Source organism: Aquipseudomonas alcaligenes NBRC 14159 (genome assembly GCF_000467105.1).
Classification (GTDB): domain Bacteria; phylum Pseudomonadota; class Gammaproteobacteria; order Pseudomonadales; family Pseudomonadaceae; genus Aquipseudomonas; species Aquipseudomonas alcaligenes.
On the sequence record NZ_BATI01000021.1, the window covers coordinates 1 to 21,957 of the forward strand.

Genomic DNA, 21,957 nt, shown 5'->3' on the forward strand with positions numbered 1-21,957 from the left:
TATCCAGTGGTATTTGAGTAAAAGGCCCGTCTCTCGACGGGCCTCTTGGTGTATCGCTCAGGTGCACACGGTGTCTCAGGCCATCGCAACAGCCTCTTTCTTCCGTTCAGACTTTTTTGCCTGATACTCCCTCGCCGCCTCATGAAACGCCCCAATCAGCGCGTTGTAATCGGCCTTCTCCCAATAGCGATACTCCGGGTGCCACTGCACCCCCACGGCAAACGCCTTGGCGCCTTTCACGCTGACGGCCTCGATCTGCCCGTCCTCGCATACCGCTTCCACCTGCAGCCCCTCGCCCAGGCGGTCGATGCCCTGGCCGTGCAGCGAGTTGACGCTGATCTCGCGCTCGCCGAGCAGCTGGTGCAGCACGCCGCCTTCGGTCAGCGCGACCTTGTGCATCGGGCCGTAGGCCACGTCGTCCGGCACGCCCTTGCGCTCGCGGTGGTCGAGGCGGCCTTCCACCTCATGCACTTCGCGGTGCAGGGTGCCGCCGTACAGCACGTTGAGTTCCTGCACGCCACGGCAGATGCCGAGGAAGGGGATGCCGCGCTCGATGCAGGCGCGCATCAGGCGCAGCACGGTGGCGTCGCGGGGTTTGTCGGCCAGGCCGAGGCCGGGATGGTCGTCGCCGTAGAAGCTGGGGTGCACGTTGGACAGCGAGCCGCCGAACATGATGCCGGAGACGCTGTCGAGCACGGTGTCCATGTCCAGGTCGTCGGCGAAGGCCGGGATCATCAGCGGGAAGGCGCCGAAGCCGGTGACGGACTGGATGTATTTCTCGCCCACCAGGTGGAACCAGCCGATGTCGCGGTCAGTCAGCTGCCAGCGGCACAGGGGGAGACCGATCATGGGTTTGCTCATTTCAAGGGAGTCCTCTTCTGTTAATTGAAGTGGGCTGCCCTTGGGAGAGCGGGCTTGCGGTTCACCTGAAACGTGAGTCCGCTCACCCAAGGGGTGCCGCGCCCCGATCTTTGCCGGTTCACTGCACCAGTGCCGCGCCCGCGCGGCAGGGTTATCCCCTCTCCCACTGGTGGAAGAGGGACTGGGGGAGAGGGCGTTGTTCGACGGCCCCTCTCCCCAACCCTCTCCCGTGAACGGAAGAGGGAGCAAAACATGCGGCCCGGCTACTGTCGCCAGCCGGGCGGCACAAAAAAGGGCCGGTCCGCAGACCAGCCCTGGATGGTGCTTAACCGTTGCTCGGGAAGGCGAACTGCGCGGCCTCGTGGGAGGCGCGCTGCGGCCAGCGCTGGGTGATGGTCTTGCGCTTGGTGTAGAAGCGCACACCGTCCGGGCCGTAGGCATGCAGGTCGCCGAACAGCGAGCGCTTCCAGCCACCGAAGCTGTGGTAGCTGACCGGCACCGGCAGCGGCACGTTGACGCCGACCATGCCCACTTCGATCTCGTCGCAGAACAGGCGCGCAGCCTCACCGTCGCGGGTGAACAGGCAGGTGCCGTTGCCGTACTCGTGGTCGTTGATCAGCTGCATGGCCTGTTCCAGGCTGCCGACGCGGACGATGCACAGCACCGGGCCGAAGATTTCTTCCTGGTAGATGCTCATCTCGCTGGTGACGTGATCGAACAGGGTGCCGCCGATGAAGAAGCCGGCTTCGTTGCCCGGCACGCTCAGGCCACGGCCGTCGACCACCAGCTTGGCGCCCTGGGCCACGCCGGCGTCGATGTAGCCCTTGACCTTGTCGCGCGCGGCGCCGGTGACCAGCGGGCCCATGTCGAGGCCGCAGGAGGTGCCGGCACCGATCTTCAGCGCCTGGATCTTCGGCACCAGTTTTTCCACCAGGGCGTCGGCCACGTGGTCGCCCACCGCCACCACCACGGAGATAGCCATGCAGCGCTCGCCGCAGGAGCCGTAGGCGGCGCCCATCAGGGCGTTGACGGTGTTGTCGAGGTCGGCGTCCGGCAGAACCACGGCGTGGTTCTTGGCGCCGCCCAGGGCCTGTACGCGCTTACCGCGACGGTTGGCCTCGGTGTAGATGTATTCGGCGATCGGCGTCGAGCCGACGAAGCTGATGGCCTTGACCTCGGGGGCCTCGATCAGCGCGTCGACCGCTTCCTTGTCACCGTTGATCACGTTGAGCACGCCGCGCGGCAGGCCGGCGTCGTGCAGCAGCTGAGCGATGAACAGGGTGGAGCTGGGGTCGCGCTCGGACGGCTTGAGGATGAAGCAGTTGCCGCAGACGATGGCCAGCGGGTACATCCACAGCGGCACCATGGCCGGGAAGTTGAACGGGGTGATGCCGGCGACCACGCCCAGCGGCTGGAAGTCGCTCCAGCTGTCGATGTTCGGGCCGACATTGCGGTTGTACTCGCCCTTGAGCAGTTCAGGGGCGCCGCAGGCGTACTCGACGTTCTCGATACCGCGCTGCAGTTCGCCGACGGCGTCTTCGAGGGTCTTGCCGTGCTCCTCGCTGATCAGCGCGGCAATCTTGTCCTTGTTGGCTTCCAGCAGCTGCTTGAAGCGGAACATGACCTGGGCGCGCTTGGCCGGCGGGGTGTTGCGCCAGGCCGGGAAGGCGGCCTTGGCGGAATCGATGGCGGCCTGGATGGTGCCGCGGTCGGCCAGTTCGACCTGGCGCACGGGCTCGCCGATGGACGGGTTGAAGACCGGCGCGGTGCGCTGGCCGCTCAGAACGATGTCGCCGTTGATCAGGTGGGCGATGGTGCTCATGGGGTTATCTCTCACTGTGAATTCTGGGCGGTGGAAGTCGCTGTGCGGACTGCCACCCTACTCGATCAAGTCCCCTCTCCCCTTGGGAGAGGGTTAGGGTGAGGGCGCTGCAGGCGACTCGGGGTTGCCTGGAAGACCCTCACCCCCGGCCCCTCTCCCAGGGGGAGAGGGGTGGGAAGCAGCGCGTCAGTCGAGCTTGTTCAGCACATCGCCGACAGCGTTGAACAGGGCGTCCAGCTGCTCGGGCTGGGTGTTGAAGGTCGGGCCGAACTGCAGGGTGTCGCCACCGAAGCGCACGTAGAAGCCGGCGTTCCACAGCTTGATGCCGGCCTCGAACGGGCGGATCACCGCGTCGCCGTCGCGCGGGGCCAGCTGGATGGCGCCGGCCAGGCCGCAGTTGCGGATGTCGATCACGTGCTTGCTGCCCTTGAGGCTGTGCAGCTTGTCCTCGAACACCGGCGCCAGGGCAGCGGACTGTTCGATCAGGTGGTCACGCTTGAGCAGTTCCAGGGTGGCCAGGCCGGCGGCGCAGGCGACCGGGTGGCCGGAGTAGGTGTAGCCGTGGCCGAACTCGACCATGTGCTCCGGGGTGGCCTGCTGCATGAAGGTGTCGTAGATCTCCTTGCTGGCGATCACCGCGCCCAGCGGGATCGCGCCGTTGGTGACCTGCTTGGCGGTGTTCATGATGTCCGGAGTGACGCCGAAGTACTCGGCACCGGTCCATTTGCCCATACGGCCGTAGGCGGTGATCACTTCGTCGAAGATCAGCAGGATGTTGTGCTGGGTGCAGATTTCGCGCAGGCGCTGCAGGTAGCCCTGCGGCGGCACGATGACACCGGCCGAGCCGGACATCGGCTCGACGATCACGGCGGCGATGTTGGAAGCGTCGTGCAGCTCGATCAGCTTGAGCAGCTCGTTGGCCAGCTCCACGCCGCCGGTCTCGGCCATGCCCTTGGTGTAGGCCAGGTGCGGCTGCAGGGTGTGCGGCAGGTGGTCGGCGTCCATCATCTGGCCGAACATCTTGCGGTTGCCGCCGATGCCGCCGAGGCTGGTGCCGGCGATGTTGACGCCGTGGTAGCCACGGGCGCGGCCGATGAACTTGGTCTTGCTCGGCTGGCCTTTCAGGCGCCAGTAGGCACGGGCCATCTTCACCGAAGTGTCGGCGCACTCGGAGCCGGAGTCGGTGTAGAACACGTGGTCGAGGCCGGCCGGGGTCAGCTCGGCGATCTTCTCGGCCAGCTGGAAGGACAGCGGGTGGCCGTACTGGAAGCCCGGCGCGTAGTCGAGGGTGCCGAGCTGCTTGGCCACGGCCTCCTGGATTTCCTTGCGGTTGTGCCCGGCACCACAGGTCCACAGGCCGGACAGGCTGTCGAACACGCGGCGGCCCTTGTCGTCGATGAAGTGGTTGCCGTCGGCACCGACGATCAGGCGCGGGTCGCGCTTGAAGTTGCGGTTGGCGGAGAACGGCATCCAGTGGGCATCCAGCTTGAGCTGGCTGGCCAGGGACGGGGTGGCAGTCTGCGGCATGTTCATCGTGGCTCTCCAGAGCGGCACTGTGGTTTTGTTGCCAGCGAAGGTGCCACGGGCATAAAGTCACGAAAATGCAAATCTTCGCACTTTAAGTTCAGCCCGGACTAAACATATGAGCAGCCGCCGTTCCGATCCCCTGGCCCAGGTCAGCGACTTCGATATCCGCCTGCTGCGCCTGTTCCGCAGCGTGGTCGAGTGCGGCGGCTTCTCCGCCGCCGAGAGCGTGCTGGGCATCGGCCGCTCGGCGATCAGCCAGCAGATGAGCGACCTCGAACAGCGCCTCGGCCTGCGCCTGTGCCAGCGCGGCCGCGCCGGCTTCGCCCTGACTGAGGAAGGCCGCGAGGTGTACCAGTCGTCGCTGCAGCTGTTCGGCGCGCTGGAAAGCTTCCGCAACGGCGTCAACGGCCTGCACCGCGAGCTGCGCGGCGAGCTGCATATCGGCCTGACCGACAACCTGGTCACCGTGCCGCATATGCGCATCACCCATGCGCTGGCGCGGCTCAAGGAGCTGGGCCCGGACGTGCGCATCCAGATCCGCATGACCCCGCCGAGCGAGGTGGAACAGGGCGTGCTGGACGGCAGCCTGCACGTCGGCGTGGTGCCGCAGAGCCACGCCCTGTCCGGCCTGGAGTACCAGCCGCTGTATGGCGAGCGCTCGCAGCTGTACTGCGCGGTCGGCCATCCGCTGTTCTATGTGGACGACCAGCAGCTCACCGACCAACGCCTGAATGCCCAGGACGCCATCGCCCCGACCTTTCGCCTGCCGCCGGAGATCCAGAGCCAGTACCAGGTGCTCAACTGCACGGCCAGCGCCTCGGACCGCGAGGGCATGGCCTTCCTTATCCTCACCGGGCGCTACATCGGCTACCTGGCCGATCACTATGCCCAGCAGTGGGTGCAACAGGGCCGCCTGCGCGTACTCAAACCGGCCAGCCGCTTCTACGATCTGACCCTGGCCTCGGTCACGCGCAAGGGCCGGCGCCCGCAGCTGGTGCTGGAGACTTTCCTGGAAGCGCTGGCGAAGACCGGCTAAGGCGCGGCCGGCGAACCGGGCCGGTCGCTGGAACGCCCGTACCACTAAGCACTGCGCCATTTTCCCAGCAGCGATGACCGCAGCGTCAAAGACGATTTTTTGGCGCTTTAGTGGCTATTTATCCGGCAACGGGGAGGCTTCGTCTGCGAAATACACGTTTTTGACGCACGAGGGTTGTTTCATGACCCGCGCTGGGGTATCAGTTCGCACACAACACCGATCATCAGTACGGACCCCTTCGATGCCCGCAGCCCCCGCCCCTGCTACCAGCACCGCCAAACCCGCCGGCCGTATCCGCCAGAAGAACGAAAAAGCCATCATCGCCGCCGCCGAAGTGGAGTTCGCCCGCCACGGCTTCAAAGGCACCAGCATGAACAGCATCGCCCAGGCGGTGGGGCTGCCCAAGGCCAACCTGCACTACTACTTCAGCAGCAAGGAAGGCCTGTACATCGCGGTACTGAACAACATCCTCGACCAGTGGGACGCCACCTTCAGCGGCCTGACCGTGGACGATGATCCGGCCCTGGCGCTGTCGCGCTACATCCGCGCCAAGATCGAATACTCGCGCACCCAGCCGCTGGCCTCGCGCATCTTCGCCATGGAAGTGATCAGCGGCGGCCAGTACCTGACCGCGCACTACAACCAGGACTACCGCGAGTGGTTCCGCCAGCGCGCCGGGGTGTTCCAGGCCTGGATCGACGCCGGCAAGATGGACCCGATCGACCCGGTGCACCTGATCTTCCTGCTCTGGGGCAGCACCCAGCACTACGCTGACTTCGCCAGCCAGATCTGCCTGTTCACCGGCAAGAGCAGCCTGAAGAAGGCCGACTTCGAGGAAGCCGCGGACAACCTCGAACGCATCATCCTCAAGGGCTGCGGCCTGACCCCGCCGCCCCGCGGCTGACCGGCCGCGTGCCGCTTGGCGCCCGCCAGGGCGCCGCGACCAGCAACTCGGCGCAGCGCTGCTGGAGGAATTCACGCAGCAGGCGCACCGGGCCACTGAGCTGGTCGCGGTGGGCGCAGATCAGATTGAGCGGCGTCGGCTCGCCCAACCAGCCTTCCAGCACCACTTCCAGGCGCCCTGCCTGCACGTCGCCGGCCACGTCCAGCCACGACTTGTACACCAGCCCCTGCCCCGCCACGGCCCAGCGCCGCACCACGTCGGCATCGTCGCTGACGCGGTTACCGCTCACCGTCAGCGCCGTACTGCGTCTGCCGTCGTTGAAGCTCCAGCGCTCATGCACACGGCCGCCAAGCATATACAGCAGGCAGTTGTGCCGGCGCAGCTCCTCCGGTTGCTGCGGGCGACCATGGCGCGCCAGATAGGCCGGGGCCGCGCACAGCACACGGCGGTTATCCGCGGCCAGCGGCAGCGCCACCAGGCTGGAGTCCTCCGGCTCACCGTAGCGCAGGGCGATGTCCACCGGCTGGCGGAACAGGTCGGTGACCCGGTCGCTGAGCAGCAGGCGCAAGGCCAGTTGGGGACGTTCGGCCTGGAACTGGTCGAGCCAGGGCAACAGCGCGTTGCGCCCGAAGTCCGAGGGCGCGGCGATCTGCAGCACGCCGCTGATCTCGTCGCGCCCCCCCGCCAGCTGGCGCCGCCCGCTTTCCAGGCTGGCCAGGGCCGCGCGGGCGTGGGCCAGGTATTGTTCGCCCTCGGCGGTTAGGCGCAGGCTGCGGGTGGAGCGCAGCAACAGGCGTACCTGCAGCTTCCCCTCCAGGCGCTTGAGCGCCGCGCTGGCCACCGCGGGCGAGCAGTCCAGCTCACGGGCGGCGGCGGACAGGCTGCCCAGCTCGGCAGTGCGGACGAACAGGGCGATGTCGTCGAGGCGCAGCATGGTCGCTTCCACTTTCAAAAAATAATTGAAAGAGACTCTATGGCAGGCGTCTTTTTCTCGCCAGCCGCTTAAACGAACATGCGTCCAACGCCAGCCCGGCCCGCCGACTAAGCTGGAGCATTCGACTTTGCCATTGCGCCCCTTCGAGGATCTGCCGCATGAAAGCCATCGCCTACTACCAGTCCCTGCCCATCGACCATGCCGAGGCCCTGCTCGACGTCGAGCTGCCGGCGCCACAGCCCGGCCCACGCGACCTGCTGGTGCGGGTCATGGCCATCTCGGTCAACCCGGTGGACACCAAGATCCGCCGCAATGTCTCGCCCGGCGCCGGCGAGGCCAAGGTGCTGGGCTGGGATGTGGCCGGCGAGGTGCTCGAGGTGGGCGCCGAGGTCCGCCAGTTCCGTCCCGGCGACAAGGTGTTCTATGCCGGCGCCATCGACCGTGCCGGCGCCAACAGCGAACTGCACGTGGTGGACGAACGCATCGTCGGGCGCATGCCCGGCTCGCTGGATTTCGCCCGCGCCGCCGCCCTGCCGCTGACCGCCATCACCGCCTGGGAGCTGCTGTTCGAGCGGCTCGGCGTGCGCGAGGGCAAGGGTGACGAGCGCCAGAGCCTACTGGTGATCGGCGCCGCCGGCGGCGTCGGTTCGATTCTGGTGCAGCTGGCGCGCCAGCTCACCGGCCTCACCGTGATCGGCACCGCCTCGCGTGCCGAAACCCAGCAGTGGGTGCGCGAGCTGGGCGCCCACCACGTGATCGACCACAGCCAGCCGCTGCTGCCGCAGCTCAAGGCGCTGGGCCACGACCAGGTGAGCATGGTCGCCAGCCTGACCCACACCGACCAGCACCTGGACCAGTTGATCGAAGCCCTGGAACCGCAGGGCAAGCTGGCACTGATCGACGACCCGGCGCAGCTCGACGTGGTCAAGCTCAAGCGCAAGAGCCTGTCGCTGCACTGGGAGTTCATGTACACCCGCTCGCTGTTCCAGACCGAGGACATGGTCGAGCAGCACCGCCTGCTCAACCGGGTCAGCCAGCTGATCGACGACGGCGTGCTGAAGACCACTGTGGGCGAGCACTTCGGTCGTATCGACGCGGCCAACCTGCGCCGTGCCCATGCCCTGCTGGAGAGCGGCAAGGCACGCGGCAAGATCGTCCTGGAAGGTTTCTGAGACAGCCTTGCCCGCCTCGTCTAGGCTCTGAGCAGCGCCCCGCAAAGGGGCTTGCCAGAGCCGTTGCGGATAAGGAGTGGCAATGACGCTGCAATCCGTGGAAACCCTGCTCGCCGCCGTGCTGGTGCTGCTGCTGGGTCACCTGCTCAACCGTCTGATTCCCCCGCTTGCGCAGTACAACATCCCCGCGCCCATCACCGGCGGCCTGCTGTTCGCCCTCGGCCTGCTGCTGGCCGGCAGTTCGACCGGTTTCAGCCTGGAGTTCGACGTCACCCTGCGCCCGGTGCTGCTGCTGAGCTTCTTCGCCGCCGTGGGCCTGTCGGCCAACCTTGCCCTGCTGCGCCAGGGCGGCAAGCGTCTGCTGCTGTTCGTGCTGGTTCTCGCGCCTTTCCTGGTCCTGCAGAACCTCACCGGCCTGCTGCTGGCCTGGTCGCTGGACCTGCACCCGCTGATGGGGCTGATCGGCGGCACCATCACCCTGGTCGGCGGGCATGGCACCGGGGCAGCCTACGCGGAGCGCTTCGCCGAAGTGCACAACATCCAGGCCATCATGGAACTGGCGATGACCGGGGCCACCCTCGGCCTGGTGCTTGGCGGGCTGTGTGGTGGGCCGCTGGCGCAGTGGCTGATCCGCCGCCACCGCCTGGCCGGCGCCGACGGCCACGCCACCGAGGTGCAGCCCAGTGGCGATGGCGATGCCGCACCGATCAGCGCCTCCAGCCTGGTGCCGGTGCTGGCCGCCGTGCTGATCGCGGTGCTGGCCGGGCAATGGCTGGCCGAACTGGTCAGCGATGCGCCGGTGACCCTGCCGAGCTTCCTCTGGTGCCTGCTGCTCGGCGTGTTGATCCGCAACGGCGGCCACCTGATCGGTCTGCGCCTGAACGATGCCGCCATCGAGCTGATTTCCGGCCTGGCCCTGGCGCTATTCCTGGCCATGACCATGATGGCGCTGAACCTGGCCAGCGTCGCCAGCCTGGCCGGGCCGCTGCTGCTGATCCTGCTCGGCCAGGTCGTGGTGGTGCTGGTCTATGGCGGCGCGCTGGTTTACCGCGCCGTGGGCCGTGACTACGAGAGCGCGGTGATGTCCGCGGCCTTCTGCGGCTTCGCCCTGGGCGCCACGGCCACGGCCATCGCCAACATGCAGGCCATCGTGCAGAAGTACGGCCCGGCGCCGCAGGCCTTCCTGGTGGTGCCGCTGGTCGGCGCCTTCCTCATCGACCTGATCAACGCCCTGGTGCTGACCGGATTCCTGTCGCTACCGGGCCTGGGGGGCTGAGCCATGTCACGTGTGCTGCTGCTCGTCCTGTTCGCCCTGCTCACCGCCTGCTCGCGCGGCCCCGAGCAGCAGGCCCTGGAAACCGAACTGCGCCAGCGCCTGGAACAGGCCTTCCCCGCCGACAGCCTGAGCCTGGTGACGCTGACGCGGCGCGGCTCGGCCAGCGATGCCAGCGCCGGCCCCGACGAGGAGCGCCTGCTGGTGTACTTCGATGCCCAACTGCGGGTCGAGCGCGACCTCGACTTCGGCTCCTGGGATTCGCCCGGCGTGGCCAGCCTGGTCAGCGCCCTCGGCGCCGGACCGCGCGGCATCGGCGGCATCGAGAGCGGCGGCAATCGCCAGGGCGATGTGCTGCTCGCCCACGGCAGCCTGATCTACCAGCGCCGCGACGGCGCCTGGCAGGCCGTCGCGCCCCAAGGCTTCAGCCTGCCGCGGGCGCCGCAGGCGAGCAACGCCAGCAGCCCGCGCGAGGCGCTGGTCGCGGCCATCGGCACGGCGCTCAACCTCTCGCCCGGCGGCACCGGCAGCGCCGCGCGCAAGGTGATCAATGAAGAGGTGGAACGTTCGCTGACCAATATCCAGGGGCGCCTGGGACGCCTGCAGAATGGCTACCCGCTGGCCGGCGGCCCGGAATCCGGGCAGTACGCCAGCTTCGCCCGGGCCATGAGCCAGGCGTTGCGCGAGCAGGGCCTGAACATCCTGCCGCTGACCACCGCAGGCGGTATCGAAAACCTGCGCCTGCTGCGTGCCGGCGATGCCGTGCTGGCCCTGTCGCAGAGCGATACCGCGCACCTGGCGGTCGCCGGCAGCGGGCCCTTCGCGCAGGACGGTGCGGACCTCGGCCTGCGTGCCCTGGCCAGCCTCTATCCGGAGCCGGTGCATGTACTGGTGCGCGCCGACAGCCCGCTGCGCAGCGTCGCCGAGCTGCGCGGCAAGCGGGTCAACCTGGGCCTGCCCGGCTCGGCCTCGCGCGACACCGCGCTGGCGGTGCTCACTGCCCACGGCCTGAGCGTGGACGATCTGCAGCGACAGGGCGAACTGGACCTGCAGCAGGCCCTCGGCGAATTGCGCGACGACCGTCTGGATGCACTGATCCAGGTCATCGGCTACCCGGCCGACAGCATTCGCGCGGCCGCCGAGGACTTCGCCATGCGCTTGCTGCCACTCGACGAGGCGGCCATTGCCCAGCTGGAGCGCGAGCGCCCCGGCAGCTTCGCCTACCGGCTGCCGCGTGCCAGCTATGTCGGGCAGAACGAAGCGCTGCCCACCCTGGCGGTGAGCAGCCTGCTGCTGGGCACGCGCCAGCTGACCAGCCAGGAGGTCGAACAACTGGTCAGCCAGCTGTTCGCGCGCAACCGCCAATGGCTGCAGTACGGCAGCGTGCAGGGCAGCCAGCTGGTGCCGGGCAACGCCCAGCGCGGACTCGGCGTGCCGCTGCACGAGGGCGCCGAGAAGGCACTGCGCCAGCTGACGCCCGCCAGTCCGCCAGCAGGTTGAGCGGCAGCGGCTAGACTGGAGTAGACCCGGTCCTTAGCAGTGGTCCGGGCGAACCTAGCCTGCCACTGCCGAGGGTTCAGGATGACACCCAAGCCTTCCCGGCCGCTGCGCCTCGCCGGCATCTACCTGCTGTTCAGCATCGTCTGGATCCTCGGCAGCGACCTGCTGCTGCAGGCACTGATCGCCGACCCCGCGACGCTGGCCCAGCTGCAGACCCTCAAGGGCTTGCTGTTCGTCGCCCTCAGCGGCCTGCTCATCCTCCTCCTGTGCCGCCAGGACGAGCGCAACCAGCAACGCCTGGAGCTGGACCTGCGCGACCAGCTGCTGAAGCTGCAACAGGCCCTGCGCGACGCCGGCCTCGGCACCTGGAACTACGACGGCCACCTGCACTGGTCGGCCGAGGCGCTGCGCCTGCTCGGCCGCCCCGATAGCGACAACACCGGCAACCTCGATGACCTGCTCGGCTGGCTCTACCCGGCCGACCGCAGCGCCGTGCAGCGGGCCATGCACAACCTGCTGCATGGCGGCTCGCCCCTGCTGGTCAACGCCCGCCTGAACCGCCCGGTCGACCAGGAAGTGGTCTGGCTGATGCTGCGCGGCACGCCGAGCAGCGACGGTGGCGCCGATGGCAGCGTGCAGAACATCAGCGGCCAGAAGCGCGACGAACAGGCCCTGCGCGAGAGCGAGCAGCGCTTCCGCCAGCTGTTCGAACAGACCCCGCGCATCGCCGTGCAGGGCTACGATCGCGAGCGCCGGGTGATCTTCTGGAACCAGGCCAGCACCCAGCTCTATGGCTACAGCGTGAGCGAGGCCATGGGCCGCCAGCTGGAGGAGCTGATCATCCCGCCGGCCATGCGCGCTCAGGTGGTGTCCGGGATTTCCGCCTGGATGATCGGCGGCCCGCCGATTCCCGCCGCCGAGCTGACCCTGCAGCACCGCGACGGCAGCCCGGTACACGTGTATTCCAGCCACCTGCTGCTGCGCAACACGCGCAACCAGCTGGAGATGTACTGCGTCGACATCGACCTCGGCCAGCAACACCTGGCCCACCAGCAGCTGGAAAGCAGCGAGTCGCGTTACCGCGAGCTGGTCGAGCAGTTGCACGAGGCGATCTTCCTCGCCGACAGCAACGGGCGCCTGACGTTCGTCAACCCGGCCTGGCAGATCATCACCGGCTACAGCATCCACGAGAGCCTGGGCAGGCCGCTGCTCGACTTCATCGACGAGGACCAGCGGGAACAGGCGGCGGGCGAAATCTCCGCCATCCTCTCGCGCCAGGCCAGCTCCTGGCTCGGCGAGCTGCGCCTGCGCGATGCCGATGGCCACTCGCACTGGGTGTCCATCAGCCTGGCCGCCGGCGAGCAGCACGACCTCGGCCTGCGCGGCAGCATCGGCGACATTCAGGAGCGGCGCCGCAGCCAGGCCGTGCAGGAAGCCCGCAACGCAGTGCTGGACCGCATGCTGGCGCAGCGGCCACTGCAGGAAACCCTCGGCGACATGGCCCGCCGCCTGGAGCAGATCAACCCGGAGATGCTGGTCACCATCATGCTGCTCGAACAGGGTTGCCTGCGGGTGCATGCCGCACCCAGCCTGCCGGCCAGCTACAGCGAGGCGATCGACGGCATTGCCATCGCCCCCGGCGTGGGCAGCTGCGGGCATGCCGCCGCTACCTGCGAGCTGACCGTGGTCGAGGACATCCGCCAGCATCCCAACTGGTCCGGCTTTCGCGAAGTCGCCCAGCAGGCCGGGCTGCGGGCCTGCTGGTCAGTGCCGTTCAAGAACGACCAGGGCGAGGTGCTCGGCGTGTTCGGCATCTACCACCGGCACCCGATGCATCCACTCGCCGCGGATATCGGCCTGGTCACCGAGTTCACCCGTCTGGCCGGCCTCGCCGTGCGCCAGCAACAGCGCGACGCCGAACGCCTGCAGAGCGAGCTGCGTTTTCGCGCCACCTTCGAGCAGGCCGCCGTCGGCATCGCCCACCTGGCGCCGGACGGCCAGTGGCTGCGGGTCAACCAGCGTCTGTGCCAGATGCTCGGCTACAGCCGCGAGGAGCTGGTGCGCCTGACCTTCCAGGAAGTCACCCACCCCGACGACCTCGGCGAAGACCTGATCATGACCCGTCAGCTGCTGGACGGCGAGCTCAGCCGCCTGGTCATGGAGAAGCGCTACCTGCGCCGCGACGGCAGCACCCTCTGGGCCAATCTCAGCGCCACCCTGGTGCGCCATACCAACGGCGAGCCGCACTACTTCATCTCGGTGGTCGAGGATATCGGCCTGCGCAAGCAGCAGGAACAGGCCCTGCGCCAGGCCGCCACGGTGTTCGAGAGCACCCAGGAAGGCGTGCTGGTGGTCGACGCGCGGCGCCGTGTGCTGACCAGCAACCCGGCCTTCACCCAGATCACCGGGCTGAGCGCGCAGCAGGTGCTGGGCCGCCGCCTGCCGCTGCTGCCCGGCAACGACCTGGACCGCGCCCGCTACCGCACCCTGTGGCGCAAGGTGCAGGACAGCGGACACTGGCAGGGCGAGCTGAACAGCCGGCGCCGCGATGGTTCGCGCTTCCCCTTCTGGCTCACCATCAGCCGGGTGCGCGACTGCGACCCGCAGCAGCCGCAGTACGTGCTGACCTTCACCGACCTCAGCCAGTACCGCGACAGCCAGGAGCGCCTGGCCCACCTGGCACACTTCGACCCGCTCACCGACCTGCCCAATCGCCTCTATGCCATGGAACGCCTGGGCCATGCCCTGGACCATGCGCAACGCCACAACGAACGGGTGGCGGTGCTGTACTTCGACCTGGATAACTTCAAGACGGTCAATGAAAGCCTTGGCCACAAGGTCGGCGACGACCTGCTGATCGCCGTGGCCAGGCGCCTGCAGCAGCGCCTGCGCAACGAGGACACCCTGGCCCGGCTGAGCAGCGACGAGTTCCTGGTGGTGCTGGAAAACCTGCAGCGCCCGGAAGAGGCGGCCAATATCGCCCGCACTCTGATCGAGCTGCTGGAACGCCCGTTACCACTGGGCAGCGGTGGCCGCGAGGCCTACCTGAGTGCCAGCATCGGCATCAGCCTGTACCCGGACGACGGCCTGTCCAGCGACGACCTGCTGCGCAATGCCGACAGCGCCCTGCACCAGGCCAAGCAGGAGGGGCGCAACACCTACCGTTTCTATACCGAGGGGCTGACCCACCAGGCGCACACCCGCCTGAGCCTGGAGGTCCATCTGCGCCAGGCGCTCAAGCGCGGCGAGTTCATCCTGCACTACCAGCCGCTGGTCAACGCCAGCAATGGCGAGCCGGTCGGCGTCGAGGCGCTGCTGCGCTGGAACAGCAGCGAGGGCATGGTCTCGCCGGCGCAATTCATTCCGCTGGCCGAGGAGACCGGGCTGATCGTGCCGATCGGCAACTGGGTGCTGCGCGAGGCCTGCCGGCAGATGCAGTTCTGGCGCCAGCAGGGCCTGCCGCTGCAGACCCTGGCGGTCAACCTGTCGCCCCGCCAGTTCCGCCAGGCCGACCTGCTGCAGCAGGTGCGCGAGGCCCTGCACGACAGCGGCCTGCCAGCCGAGCACCTGGAGCTGGAGATCACCGAGGGCGCGCTGATCGAAAACCTGGAGCAGACCCAGGCCACGCTGGGCGCACTCAAGGGCCTGGGGCTGAAGCTGGCGATCGACGACTTCGGCACCGGCTACTCGTCGCTCGCCTACCTGCGGCGCTTCCCGCTGGACAAGCTGAAGGTCGACCAGAGCTTCATGCGTGGCGTACCGGAGGACCAGGCCAACCTGGAGATAGTCGCCACCATCGTCGGGCTGGCGCGCAACCTGAAGCTCTGCGTGCTGGCCGAAGGGGTGGAAACCGGCGAGCAGCTGCAGGCCCTGCGCCAGCTCGGTTGCGACCAGTGCCAGGGTTACCTGTTCAGCCGTCCGCTGAGCGCCGTGCAACTGGCGCACTGGTTGCGCAGCGACCATCAGTCGGTGGGTTGACCCAGATCATGGAAGCCACGCGGAGCCCATCTAAACTGCAGGCTCTGGTTTCTTCTGGAGGTCTGCCATGGACATCCGCATCCGTACCCTGAGCACTGCCGCGGGCCCCCGCTGGCAGGTCTGCCTGGACCAGCACGGCGTCAGCTTCCGCAGTGAAGCCGAAGCCACCGCCTTCGTCGCCAAGCTGGAAGCCCGCCTGCGCGCCCCCCACCCGCTGCCCTGGCGGGGCGGACCGCTGAAAAGCGCCAGCTAGCGTCTAGAGCTCTAGCTTCATATGTCGCGCGTGACGCGCGGTGAGCAATCCCAGGGTCAGCGTGGTCAGCCCGCACAGGGCGATGACTAGGGCCATGGGCAGCGCGCTGCCATCGTGCAGTGCGCCGACCAGCGCAGACGCGCCAGCCGCCACCGTGAACTGCAACGAACCGATCAGCGCCGAGGCGCTGCCGGCATGCGCGCCCTGCCCGGCCATGGCGCAGGCGGTGGCATTGGGCAGCACGCAGGACAGGCTGGCGGTACTGATGAACAGCGGAATCAGCAGCGGCCAGAGTTCCGCGGGCTTGGCCATGGCCACCGCCAGCAGCGCCAGAGTCGCCACGCAGTAGACCCACACGGTGCGCCGGATCCAGTAGTCGGGACCGTGGTAGCGCAGCAGCCAGCCGTTGAACTGGGCGGTGAGAATGAACCCGGCGGCGTTGGCACCGAACAGCCAGCCGTAGTGCTCCGCCGGCACGCCGTACAGCTCGATGAACACATAGGGCGAGCCGGAGATGTAGGCGAACATGCCGGCCATCGCCACCCCGCCGGTCAGGCCATGGCCGATCAGCAGCCGGTCACCGAGCAGGCGCCGGTAGCGCCCCAGCGCCCCGCTCAGCGGCGCCGCCGGCAGCTCCGCCGAGCGCGTTTCCGGCAGCCATAGCAGCACGGCGCCCAGGCACAGCGCGCTGAACAGCATCAGGCCGTGGAAGATCGAACTCCAGCCGAACAGGTCCAGCAGCAGGCCGCCACCCAGCGGCGCGAGGATCGGCGCCACGCCCATCACCAGCATCAGCTTGGAAAAGATCTTGGCCGACGCCAGCGGGTCACACAGGTCGCGCACCACCGCACGCGAGATGACCATGCCGGCGCAGCCCCCCAGGGCCTGCACGAAGCGTGCGGCGATCAGCCACTCCAGGCTCTGCGCCAGGGCGCAGGCCAGCGAGGCCAGGGTGAACAGCACCAGGCCGACCAAGAGCGGCCGGCGCCGGCCGAAACGATCGGCCAGCGGGCCGTAGAGCAGCTGACCGATGGCGATGCCGGCGAAGTAGGACGCCAGCGACAGCTGCACGTGCTCCACGTCGGTGGCGAACACCCGCGCCAGGGTCGGGAAGCTCGGCAGGTAGAAGTCAATGGCCATGGGCCCGAAGGCGCTCAGGCTACCGAGGATCAGCAGGATGCGAAGGTTCATGCGTTATCCACTGCGGGGCGTACCCCGGAAAACCAAGGGCGCCCCGAGGGGCGCCCGCGTGTTCGTTCGACAGATCGTGCGGCGGCTCAGTGCGGCTGCGCCACCGCCTTCTTCTTGCGCCCCAGCTTCTCCGCCAGCGACTCCACCAGCAGGTAGAACATCGGGATCAGGAAGGTCGCCAGCAAGGTGGCCGCCAGCATGCCGCCGATCACCCCGGTGCCGATCGAGTGGCGGCTGGCGGAGCCGGCGCCGGTGCTGATGGCCAGCGGCACGCAACCGAGGATGAAGGCCAGCGAGGTCATCACGATCGGGCGGAAGCGCAGCTTGGCCGCCTCGTAGGCCGAGTCGAAGATACCCTTGCCCTCGGCGCGCAGCAGCACGGCGAACTCGACGATGAGGATGGCGTTCTTCGCCGCCAGGCCGATCAGCGTCACCAGGCCGACCTGGAAGTACACGTCGTTCTGGATGCCGCGCAACCACACCGCGAGGATGGCGCCGAACACGGCAAACGGCACCGCGGTGACCACCGCCAGTGGCAGGGTCCAGCGCTCGTACTGGGCGGCGAGGATCAGGAACACCATGATCAGGCCGAAGACGAACGCCGTGCTGCCGGAGCCCTGGGTAGCCAGCTCCTGATAGGCCGAACCGACCCAGCCGACGGTGTAGTCGCTGCCGAGCACCTCGTCGGCCACTTCCTGGATCGCCGCCAGCGCCTGGCCGGAGCTGTAGCCCGGGGCCGGGCCACCGAGGAACTTGGCCGAGGGGTAGACGTTGAAGCGCGCGTAGGTGTCCGGGCCGAGAATGCGGTTGACCTTGATCAGGCTGGTCAGCGGCACCAGGTCGCCACCACTGGCACGCACATAGACCTGCGACAGGTCCTCGGGCTTGCGACGGAACTCCGACTCCGACTGCAGGCTGACCTGCCAGGTGCGGCCGTACAGGGTGAAGTCGTTGACGTAGTAGCTGCCGAAGGTCGACTGCATGGCGGTGAACACATCGCTGATCGACACACCGAGGGCGCGCGCCTTGGTGCGGTCGAGGTCGATGTAGTACTGCGGCACGTTGGCGCTGAAGGTGCTCTGCACCCCGGCCAGCTCGGGACGCTTCTGCGCCGCCGTGATGAAGGCCTGCACCTTGGCGCCGAGCTGCGCGACGCTGCCGCCGCTGCGGTCCTGGATATAGCCCTCGAAGCCGCCGGTGGTACTCATGCCGGTGATCGGCGGCGGGTTGAAGCTCATCACCACACCATCCTTCTCGGACAGGCCCATGCCCATGAAGGTATGGGTCAGGTTGCGCGCATCCAGTTCCGCCGTGGTGCGCTCGGACCAGTCCTTGAGCGGCACGAAGCTCACCCCGGCATTGGTGCGCTGACCGAAGGTCAGCACGTCGAAGCCGGCAAAGGTCACCACGTCCTCCACCGCCGGGTGCTGCATCAGCTGTTCGGTGAAGTCATGGGTCAGCGCATCGGTACGGTTGACCGAAGCGGCCGGCGGCAGGAAGTAGGCGTTGATCACGTAGCCCTGGTCCTCGTCCGGCACCAGCGAGCCGGGCACCCGGGTGAACAGCACGGCCATGATCGCGATCATGCCGCCGAACAGCAGCAGGCCGATCACCGAGCGCTTGAGGAAGAAGGCCACGCCGGCGCCGTAGGCGTCGGTCAGCTTGTCGAAGAAGCGGTTGAAGGCGCGGAACGGCGCTGCCGGTTCACTGTGGTCGGGCTTGAGCATCAGCGCGCAGAGCGCCGGCGACAGGGTCAGGGCGACGATGCCGGAAATCACCACCGACACGGCGATGGTGATCGCGAACTGCTTGTACATCTCGCCTGCCAGGCCACCGAGGAAGCCCACCGGGACGAACACCGCGCACAGCACCAGGACGATGGCGATGATCGGCCCGGTGACCTCCTCCATCGCCTCGATCGCCGCCTCGCGGGCATTGAGTTTCTTGGTGCGCATCACCCGCTCGACGTTCTCGATCACCACGATGGCGTCGTCCACCACGATGCCGATGGCCAGCACCAGGCCGAACAGGGTCAGCAGGTTGATCGAGAAGCCCAGCGCGTACATGCCGGCGAAGGTGCCGACCAGCGACACCGGAATCGCCAGCACCGGGATCAACGTGGCGCGCCAGTTCTGCAGAAACACGAAGACCACCAGCACCACCAGCAGCAGGGCTTCGAAGAAGGTCTTGACCACTTCGTCGATGGAGATCTGCACGAACTTGGTGGTGTCGTAGGGGATCTTGTAGGTGATGCCTTCCGGGAAGCGCTGCGCCAGGCGCTCCATCGCCGCCCGCACCGACTCGGCGGTATCCAGGGCGTTGGCGCCAGGCTGCAGGTATACACCGAAGGCGGCGTTCTGCTGGCCGTTGAGGCTGGTCACCAGGGAGTAGTCCTGGGCGCCCAGTTCGATGCGCGCCACATCGCCGAGCCGCAGGCTGGCGCCGGTGGCGTCGGAGCGCAGGATCACGCTCTCGAACTCCTTGGGGTCCTTGAAGCGGCCCTGGGTGGTCACCGTGTAGGTGAAGTCCTGCGGCGTCTGCAGCGGCTGCTGGCCGAAGCTGCCGGCGGCGAACTGCGAGTTCTGCTCGCGGATGGCGTTGACCACGTCGGTCGGCGTCAGGTCGTACTGCGCCAGCTTGTCCGGGCGCAGCCAGATGCGCATCGAGTAGTTCTTCGAGCCGAACTGGCTGACATCGCCGACACCGGGCAGGCGCTTGAGCTCGTCGATGACGTTGATCAGCGCGTAGTTGGAGATGAACACCGGGTCCTTGGAATTGTCCGGTGAATACAGGGTGACCACCTGGAGGATGTCCGAGGACTTCTTCTCCACCTTCACGCCCTGCCGGCGCACTTCCTCCGGCAGCTTGGCCAGGGCGGCCTGCACGCGGTTGTTGACGTCGATGGTGGCCTGGTCGGGGTCGCGGCCCACATCGAAGTACACGGAGAGACTCATGCTGCCGCTGCTGGCCGAGTTGGACAGCTGGTAGATCATGCCCTCGACGCCGTTGATCTGCTGCTCCAGCGGCGCGGCCACCGTCTCGGCGATGACCTGGGCGCTGGCGCCCGGGTAGCTGGCCGACACCGACACCTGCGGCGGCAGGATCTGCGGATACTGGGCGATGGGCAGGGACTTCATCGCCGCCAGGCCGGCGAGGATGATCACGATCGAGATGACCGCGGCGAACACCGGCCGGTCGATGAAGAATTTCGAGATCACGGGCCGCGCTCCTTACTGCTGGGGTTGTGCAGCGGCGACCACCTTGACCGGCGTGTTGGGCCGCACCTTGGGCAGGCCCTCGACGATCACCCGGTCGCCAGCGGCGATACCGCTGTCCACCACCCAGCGCCCGGCGGCGGTATGTGCGGTGGTCACCGGGCGCATGCGTGCCATGCCCTGCTCATCCACCACGTAGACAAAGGTGCCACTCGGCCCCTGGGAGACCGCACGTTCGGGGACCGTCATGGCATTCGGCTTGGTGATGCCCTTGACCAGCACGCGCACGAACTGGCCGGGCATCAGCGCCTGGTCCGGGTTGGGCACCACGGCACGCACGCTGACGGTACCGGTGCTGCGGTCGATGGTGCTGTCGGTGAAATCGACCTTGCCTTCCAGCGGGTAGCTGGAACCATCGCCGAACCTGATCTCCACGCTCATCTGCGAGCCGCCCTCGCGCACCAGGTTGCCGCTCTGCAGACGGCTGCGCACGCTGGAGACTTCGCGATCCGGGGCGGCAAAGTTGACGTAGATGGGGTCGAGCTGGGTGATCTGGGTCAGCAGGCTGGCATTGGGATCGCCGGCCACCATCAGGCTACCCTCGGACACGGTTTCCTTGCTGGTGATGCCGGAGATCGGCGCTTCCACCGTGGTGTAGTCGAGGTCGATCTGCTTGGACTGGACCTCGGCCTTGGCGGCCTCAATGTTGGCCTTGCTCTGCTCGAAGTTGGAGATGGCGTTGTCCAGCTCGCTCTCGCTGGCGAAGCCTTTGCCCTGCAGCTCGCGGATACGCTTGAGGTCGCGCTCGGTCTGCCGGTAGCGCGCCTGCTCCTGCGCCAGGGCGCCCTTGGCGCGGGCCAGCGCGGCCTGGTAGGGACGCGGGTCGATGCGGAACAGCACCTGGCCCTGCTTGACCTGGCTACCCTCCTGGTAGGTACGCTCCTGCAGGATGCCGCTGACCTGGGCACGCACCTGCACCTCGCGATAGCCGGCGGTGCGCGCCGGGTATTCGAACTGCAGTGGCAGCGACTCGACCTTCACCGTTTCCACCACCACCTCGGGCGGCGGCATCTGCTGGGTGGTCTCGGCGGCCTGCAGCGCCGGGGTCAGCAACACCCCCAGGGTCAGCGTGGTGAGCGCGAGAGCATGGGAGCGAGCGAGCATCGGGTCTTCTCCGTGACATCAGAATCGGGCAGGGCCCGGAAAGAAAGGGCCATGCTAGTGACATACTTTCAGGCATGTAAACCAAGGCACGGCGCAAATATCGTTAAACTGCGTTCCCCAAAACGAAAGCCTAGACCGATTAGCTGACGTCGCCATGCGCAGAACCAAAGAACAAGCCGAGCAAACCCGCACCGCGATCCTCGCCGCGGCCGAGCTGCTGTTCCTGGAAAAGGGGGTGGCGCACAGCACCCTGGAGCAGATCGCCAAGGCCGCCGGCGTGACCCGCGGCGCGGTGTACTGGCATTTCGAGAACAAGGCCCATCTGTTCCACGAACTGCTCAGCCAGGTGCGCCTGCCGCCCGAACAGCTGACCGAGCGCCTGTGCGACCCCGCCGCTGGCGACCCGCTGCTGTCGCTGCGCGACCTGTGCATCGAGGCCATCGAAAATCTGGCGCGCGACCAGCAGCGCCGGCGCATCTTCACCATCCTGCTGCACCGCTGCGAGTTCACCGACGAACTGCGCGAGGCCGAACGCCGCCACAATGCCTTCATCGACCAGTTCATCGCCCTGGTCGAGGCGCTGTTCGCCCTGCCAGACAGCCAGGCGCGTCTGCGTCCCGGCCTGACGCCGCGCCTGGCGGCGCGCGCGCTGCATGCGCAGATCCTCGGCCTGTTCACCGACTGGACCCGCGACCCGCAGCTCTTCGACCCGCTCAGCGACACCCGCGCGCTGATCGACGCGCTGATGCAGGGCCTGCTGCGCGACTGGAATCCGCCGGCCCGCTAGCCGGGCCGGCGCATCGCTCAGGCGGCCTCGACCTCGTAGCCCTCGGCGCGAATCGCCTGCAGCAGCTGCTCCAGGCTCAGCCGGCTGGAAACCCGCACCTCGCCGGCGCCAAGATCGACCTGCACCTCCGCGGCCGGATCGCCGGCCTGCACCGCCTGGGTGATGGCGCGTACGCAGTGACCGCAGGACATACCGGAAACTTTCAGGATCTGCATAACCTATACCTCTGACTGTGGTGACCATGAGCCTTGTCGCTGGCTCTGCGAACAGTCTCAAGCCTGCCACGATGGCAAGGTCAAGCCCTGCGACTTGTAGTCGCGAGCGACCTGGCCCAAGCTGG

General features: G+C 67.6%; 16 protein-coding genes. 8 read left to right on the forward strand and 8 right to left on the reverse strand.

Annotated elements, in window-relative coordinates:
- Window positions 1-75: 75 nt before the first annotated feature.
- The 3 genes from PA6_RS23740 to PA6_RS13030 form a co-directional block, all read right to left on the reverse strand.
- On the reverse strand, window positions 76-849 hold the full coding sequence (locus PA6_RS23740) for a gamma-glutamyl-gamma-aminobutyrate hydrolase family protein (RefSeq protein WP_162149681.1): 774 nt from the start codon (window positions 847-849) through the stop codon (window positions 76-78).
- 337 nt (window positions 850-1,186) lie between these two features.
- Window positions 1,187-2,683, reverse strand: coding sequence for a CoA-acylating methylmalonate-semialdehyde dehydrogenase (locus tag PA6_RS13025; protein ID WP_021701393.1), 1,497 nt, complete (start codon window positions 2,681-2,683; stop codon window positions 1,187-1,189).
- Between the two features lie 186 nt (window positions 2,684-2,869).
- Complete coding sequence (locus PA6_RS13030) at window positions 2,870-4,216, reverse strand: aspartate aminotransferase family protein (protein ID WP_021701394.1); 1,347 nt, start codon at window positions 4,214-4,216, stop codon at window positions 2,870-2,872.
- Window positions 4,217-4,325: 109 nt separating this feature from the next.
- On the opposite strand from PA6_RS13030, the gene PA6_RS13035 reads away from it, so the two are divergent.
- Both PA6_RS13035 and PA6_RS13040 read left to right on the forward strand, forming a co-directional pair.
- Window positions 4,326-5,246: a LysR family transcriptional regulator gene (locus tag PA6_RS13035; RefSeq protein ID WP_021701395.1), complete on the forward strand. Its 921-nt coding sequence runs from the start codon at window positions 4,326-4,328 to the stop codon at window positions 5,244-5,246.
- Window positions 5,247-5,487: 241 nt separating this feature from the next.
- Complete coding sequence (locus PA6_RS13040) at window positions 5,488-6,150, forward strand: TetR/AcrR family transcriptional regulator (RefSeq protein WP_021701396.1); 663 nt, start codon at window positions 5,488-5,490, stop codon at window positions 6,148-6,150.
- Here PA6_RS13040 and PA6_RS13045 read toward each other — a convergent pair.
- Entirely contained in the window at window positions 6,113-7,084 is a 972-nt protein-coding gene (locus PA6_RS13045) for a LysR family transcriptional regulator (RefSeq protein ID WP_021701397.1), read from the reverse strand. The two genes, PA6_RS13040 and PA6_RS13045, sit on opposite strands and share 38 nt — an antisense overlap.
- A 158-nt stretch (window positions 7,085-7,242) precedes the next feature.
- On the opposite strand from PA6_RS13045, the gene PA6_RS13050 reads away from it, so the two are divergent.
- The 5 genes from PA6_RS13050 to PA6_RS13070 all read left to right on the forward strand — a co-directional run bounded on the left by PA6_RS13050 (window position 7,243) and on the right by PA6_RS13070 (window position 15,260).
- Window positions 7,243-8,256, forward strand: coding sequence for a zinc-binding alcohol dehydrogenase family protein (locus tag PA6_RS13050; protein ID WP_021701398.1), 1,014 nt, complete (start codon window positions 7,243-7,245; stop codon window positions 8,254-8,256).
- Window positions 8,257-8,338: 82 nt separating this feature from the next.
- Entirely contained in the window at window positions 8,339-9,532 is a 1,194-nt protein-coding gene (gltS, locus tag PA6_RS13055; protein WP_021701399.1) for a sodium/glutamate symporter, read from the forward strand.
- Between the two features lie 3 nt (window positions 9,533-9,535).
- Window positions 9,536-11,029: a TAXI family TRAP transporter solute-binding subunit gene (locus PA6_RS13060; protein ID WP_021701400.1), complete on the forward strand. Its 1,494-nt coding sequence runs from the start codon at window positions 9,536-9,538 to the stop codon at window positions 11,027-11,029.
- 81 nt (window positions 11,030-11,110) lie between these two features.
- Window positions 11,111-15,007: a PAS domain S-box protein gene (locus PA6_RS22515; RefSeq protein ID WP_021701401.1), complete on the forward strand. Its 3,897-nt coding sequence runs from the start codon at window positions 11,111-11,113 to the stop codon at window positions 15,005-15,007.
- Window positions 15,008-15,074: 67 nt separating this feature from the next.
- Complete coding sequence (locus PA6_RS13070; RefSeq protein ID WP_021701402.1) at window positions 15,075-15,260, forward strand: hypothetical protein; 186 nt, start codon at window positions 15,075-15,077, stop codon at window positions 15,258-15,260.
- Window positions 15,261-15,263: 3 nt separating this feature from the next.
- Here PA6_RS13070 and PA6_RS13075 read toward each other — a convergent pair whose 3' ends face one another.
- The 3 genes from PA6_RS13075 to PA6_RS13085 all read right to left on the reverse strand — a co-directional run bounded on the left by PA6_RS13075 (window position 15,264) and on the right by PA6_RS13085 (window position 20,830).
- The gene (locus PA6_RS13075) at window positions 15,264-16,451 is read right to left on the reverse strand and encodes a multidrug effflux MFS transporter (RefSeq protein WP_021701403.1); all 1,188 of its coding nucleotides are present in this window, start codon (window positions 16,449-16,451) and stop codon (window positions 15,264-15,266) included.
- 86 nt (window positions 16,452-16,537) lie between these two features.
- Window positions 16,538-19,669: an efflux RND transporter permease subunit gene (locus PA6_RS13080; protein WP_021701404.1), complete on the reverse strand. Its 3,132-nt coding sequence runs from the start codon at window positions 19,667-19,669 to the stop codon at window positions 16,538-16,540.
- A gap of 12 nt (window positions 19,670-19,681) precedes the next feature.
- A complete protein-coding gene (locus PA6_RS13085; RefSeq protein WP_021701405.1) occupies window positions 19,682-20,830 on the reverse strand; it encodes an efflux RND transporter periplasmic adaptor subunit in 1,149 nt (382 codons plus the stop codon).
- A 154-nt stretch (window positions 20,831-20,984) separates the two neighbouring features.
- On the opposite strand from PA6_RS13085, the gene PA6_RS13090 reads away from it, so the two are divergent.
- Window positions 20,985-21,617, forward strand: coding sequence for a TetR family transcriptional regulator (locus tag PA6_RS13090; RefSeq protein WP_021701406.1), 633 nt, complete (start codon window positions 20,985-20,987; stop codon window positions 21,615-21,617).
- Window positions 21,618-21,634: 17 nt separating this feature from the next.
- Here PA6_RS13090 and PA6_RS13095 read toward each other — a convergent pair whose 3' ends face one another.
- Window positions 21,635-21,832: a heavy-metal-associated domain-containing protein gene (locus PA6_RS13095; RefSeq protein ID WP_021701407.1), complete on the reverse strand. Its 198-nt coding sequence runs from the start codon at window positions 21,830-21,832 to the stop codon at window positions 21,635-21,637.
- Between the last annotated feature and the right edge of the window lie 125 nt (window positions 21,833-21,957).

Bases quoted from the DNA above. Each gene is read 5' to 3' on its own strand.
- PA6_RS13085 (WP_021701405.1), bottom strand. From the start codon at position 20,830: ATGCTCGCTCGCTCCCATGCTCTCGCGCTCACCACGCTGACCCTGGGG.
- PA6_RS13035 (WP_021701395.1), top strand. From the start codon at position 4,326: ATGAGCAGCCGCCGTTCCGATCCCCTGGCCCAGGTCAGCGACTTCGAT.
- gltS (WP_021701399.1), top strand. From the start codon at position 8,339: ATGACGCTGCAATCCGTGGAAACCCTGCTCGCCGCCGTGCTGGTGCTG.
- PA6_RS13045 (WP_021701397.1), bottom strand. From the start codon at position 7,084: ATGCTGCGCCTCGACGACATCGCCCTGTTCGTCCGCACTGCCGAGCTG.
- PA6_RS23740 (WP_162149681.1), bottom strand. From the start codon at position 849: ATGATCGGTCTCCCCCTGTGCCGCTGGCAGCTGACTGACCGCGACATC.
- PA6_RS13095 (WP_021701407.1), bottom strand. From the start codon at position 21,832: ATGCAGATCCTGAAAGTTTCCGGTATGTCCTGCGGTCACTGCGTACGC.
- PA6_RS13030 (WP_021701394.1), bottom strand. From the start codon at position 4,216: ATGAACATGCCGCAGACTGCCACCCCGTCCCTGGCCAGCCAGCTCAAG.
- PA6_RS13090 (WP_021701406.1), top strand. From the start codon at position 20,985: ATGCGCAGAACCAAAGAACAAGCCGAGCAAACCCGCACCGCGATCCTC.
- PA6_RS13050 (WP_021701398.1), top strand. From the start codon at position 7,243: ATGAAAGCCATCGCCTACTACCAGTCCCTGCCCATCGACCATGCCGAG.
- PA6_RS13060 (WP_021701400.1), top strand. From the start codon at position 9,536: ATGTCACGTGTGCTGCTGCTCGTCCTGTTCGCCCTGCTCACCGCCTGC.
- PA6_RS13075 (WP_021701403.1), bottom strand. From the start codon at position 16,451: ATGAACCTTCGCATCCTGCTGATCCTCGGTAGCCTGAGCGCCTTCGGG.
- PA6_RS13040 (WP_021701396.1), top strand. From the start codon at position 5,488: ATGCCCGCAGCCCCCGCCCCTGCTACCAGCACCGCCAAACCCGCCGGC.
- PA6_RS13025 (WP_021701393.1), bottom strand. From the start codon at position 2,683: ATGAGCACCATCGCCCACCTGATCAACGGCGACATCGTTCTGAGCGGC.
- PA6_RS13070 (WP_021701402.1), top strand. From the start codon at position 15,075: ATGGACATCCGCATCCGTACCCTGAGCACTGCCGCGGGCCCCCGCTGG.
- PA6_RS22515 (WP_021701401.1), top strand. From the start codon at position 11,111: ATGACACCCAAGCCTTCCCGGCCGCTGCGCCTCGCCGGCATCTACCTG.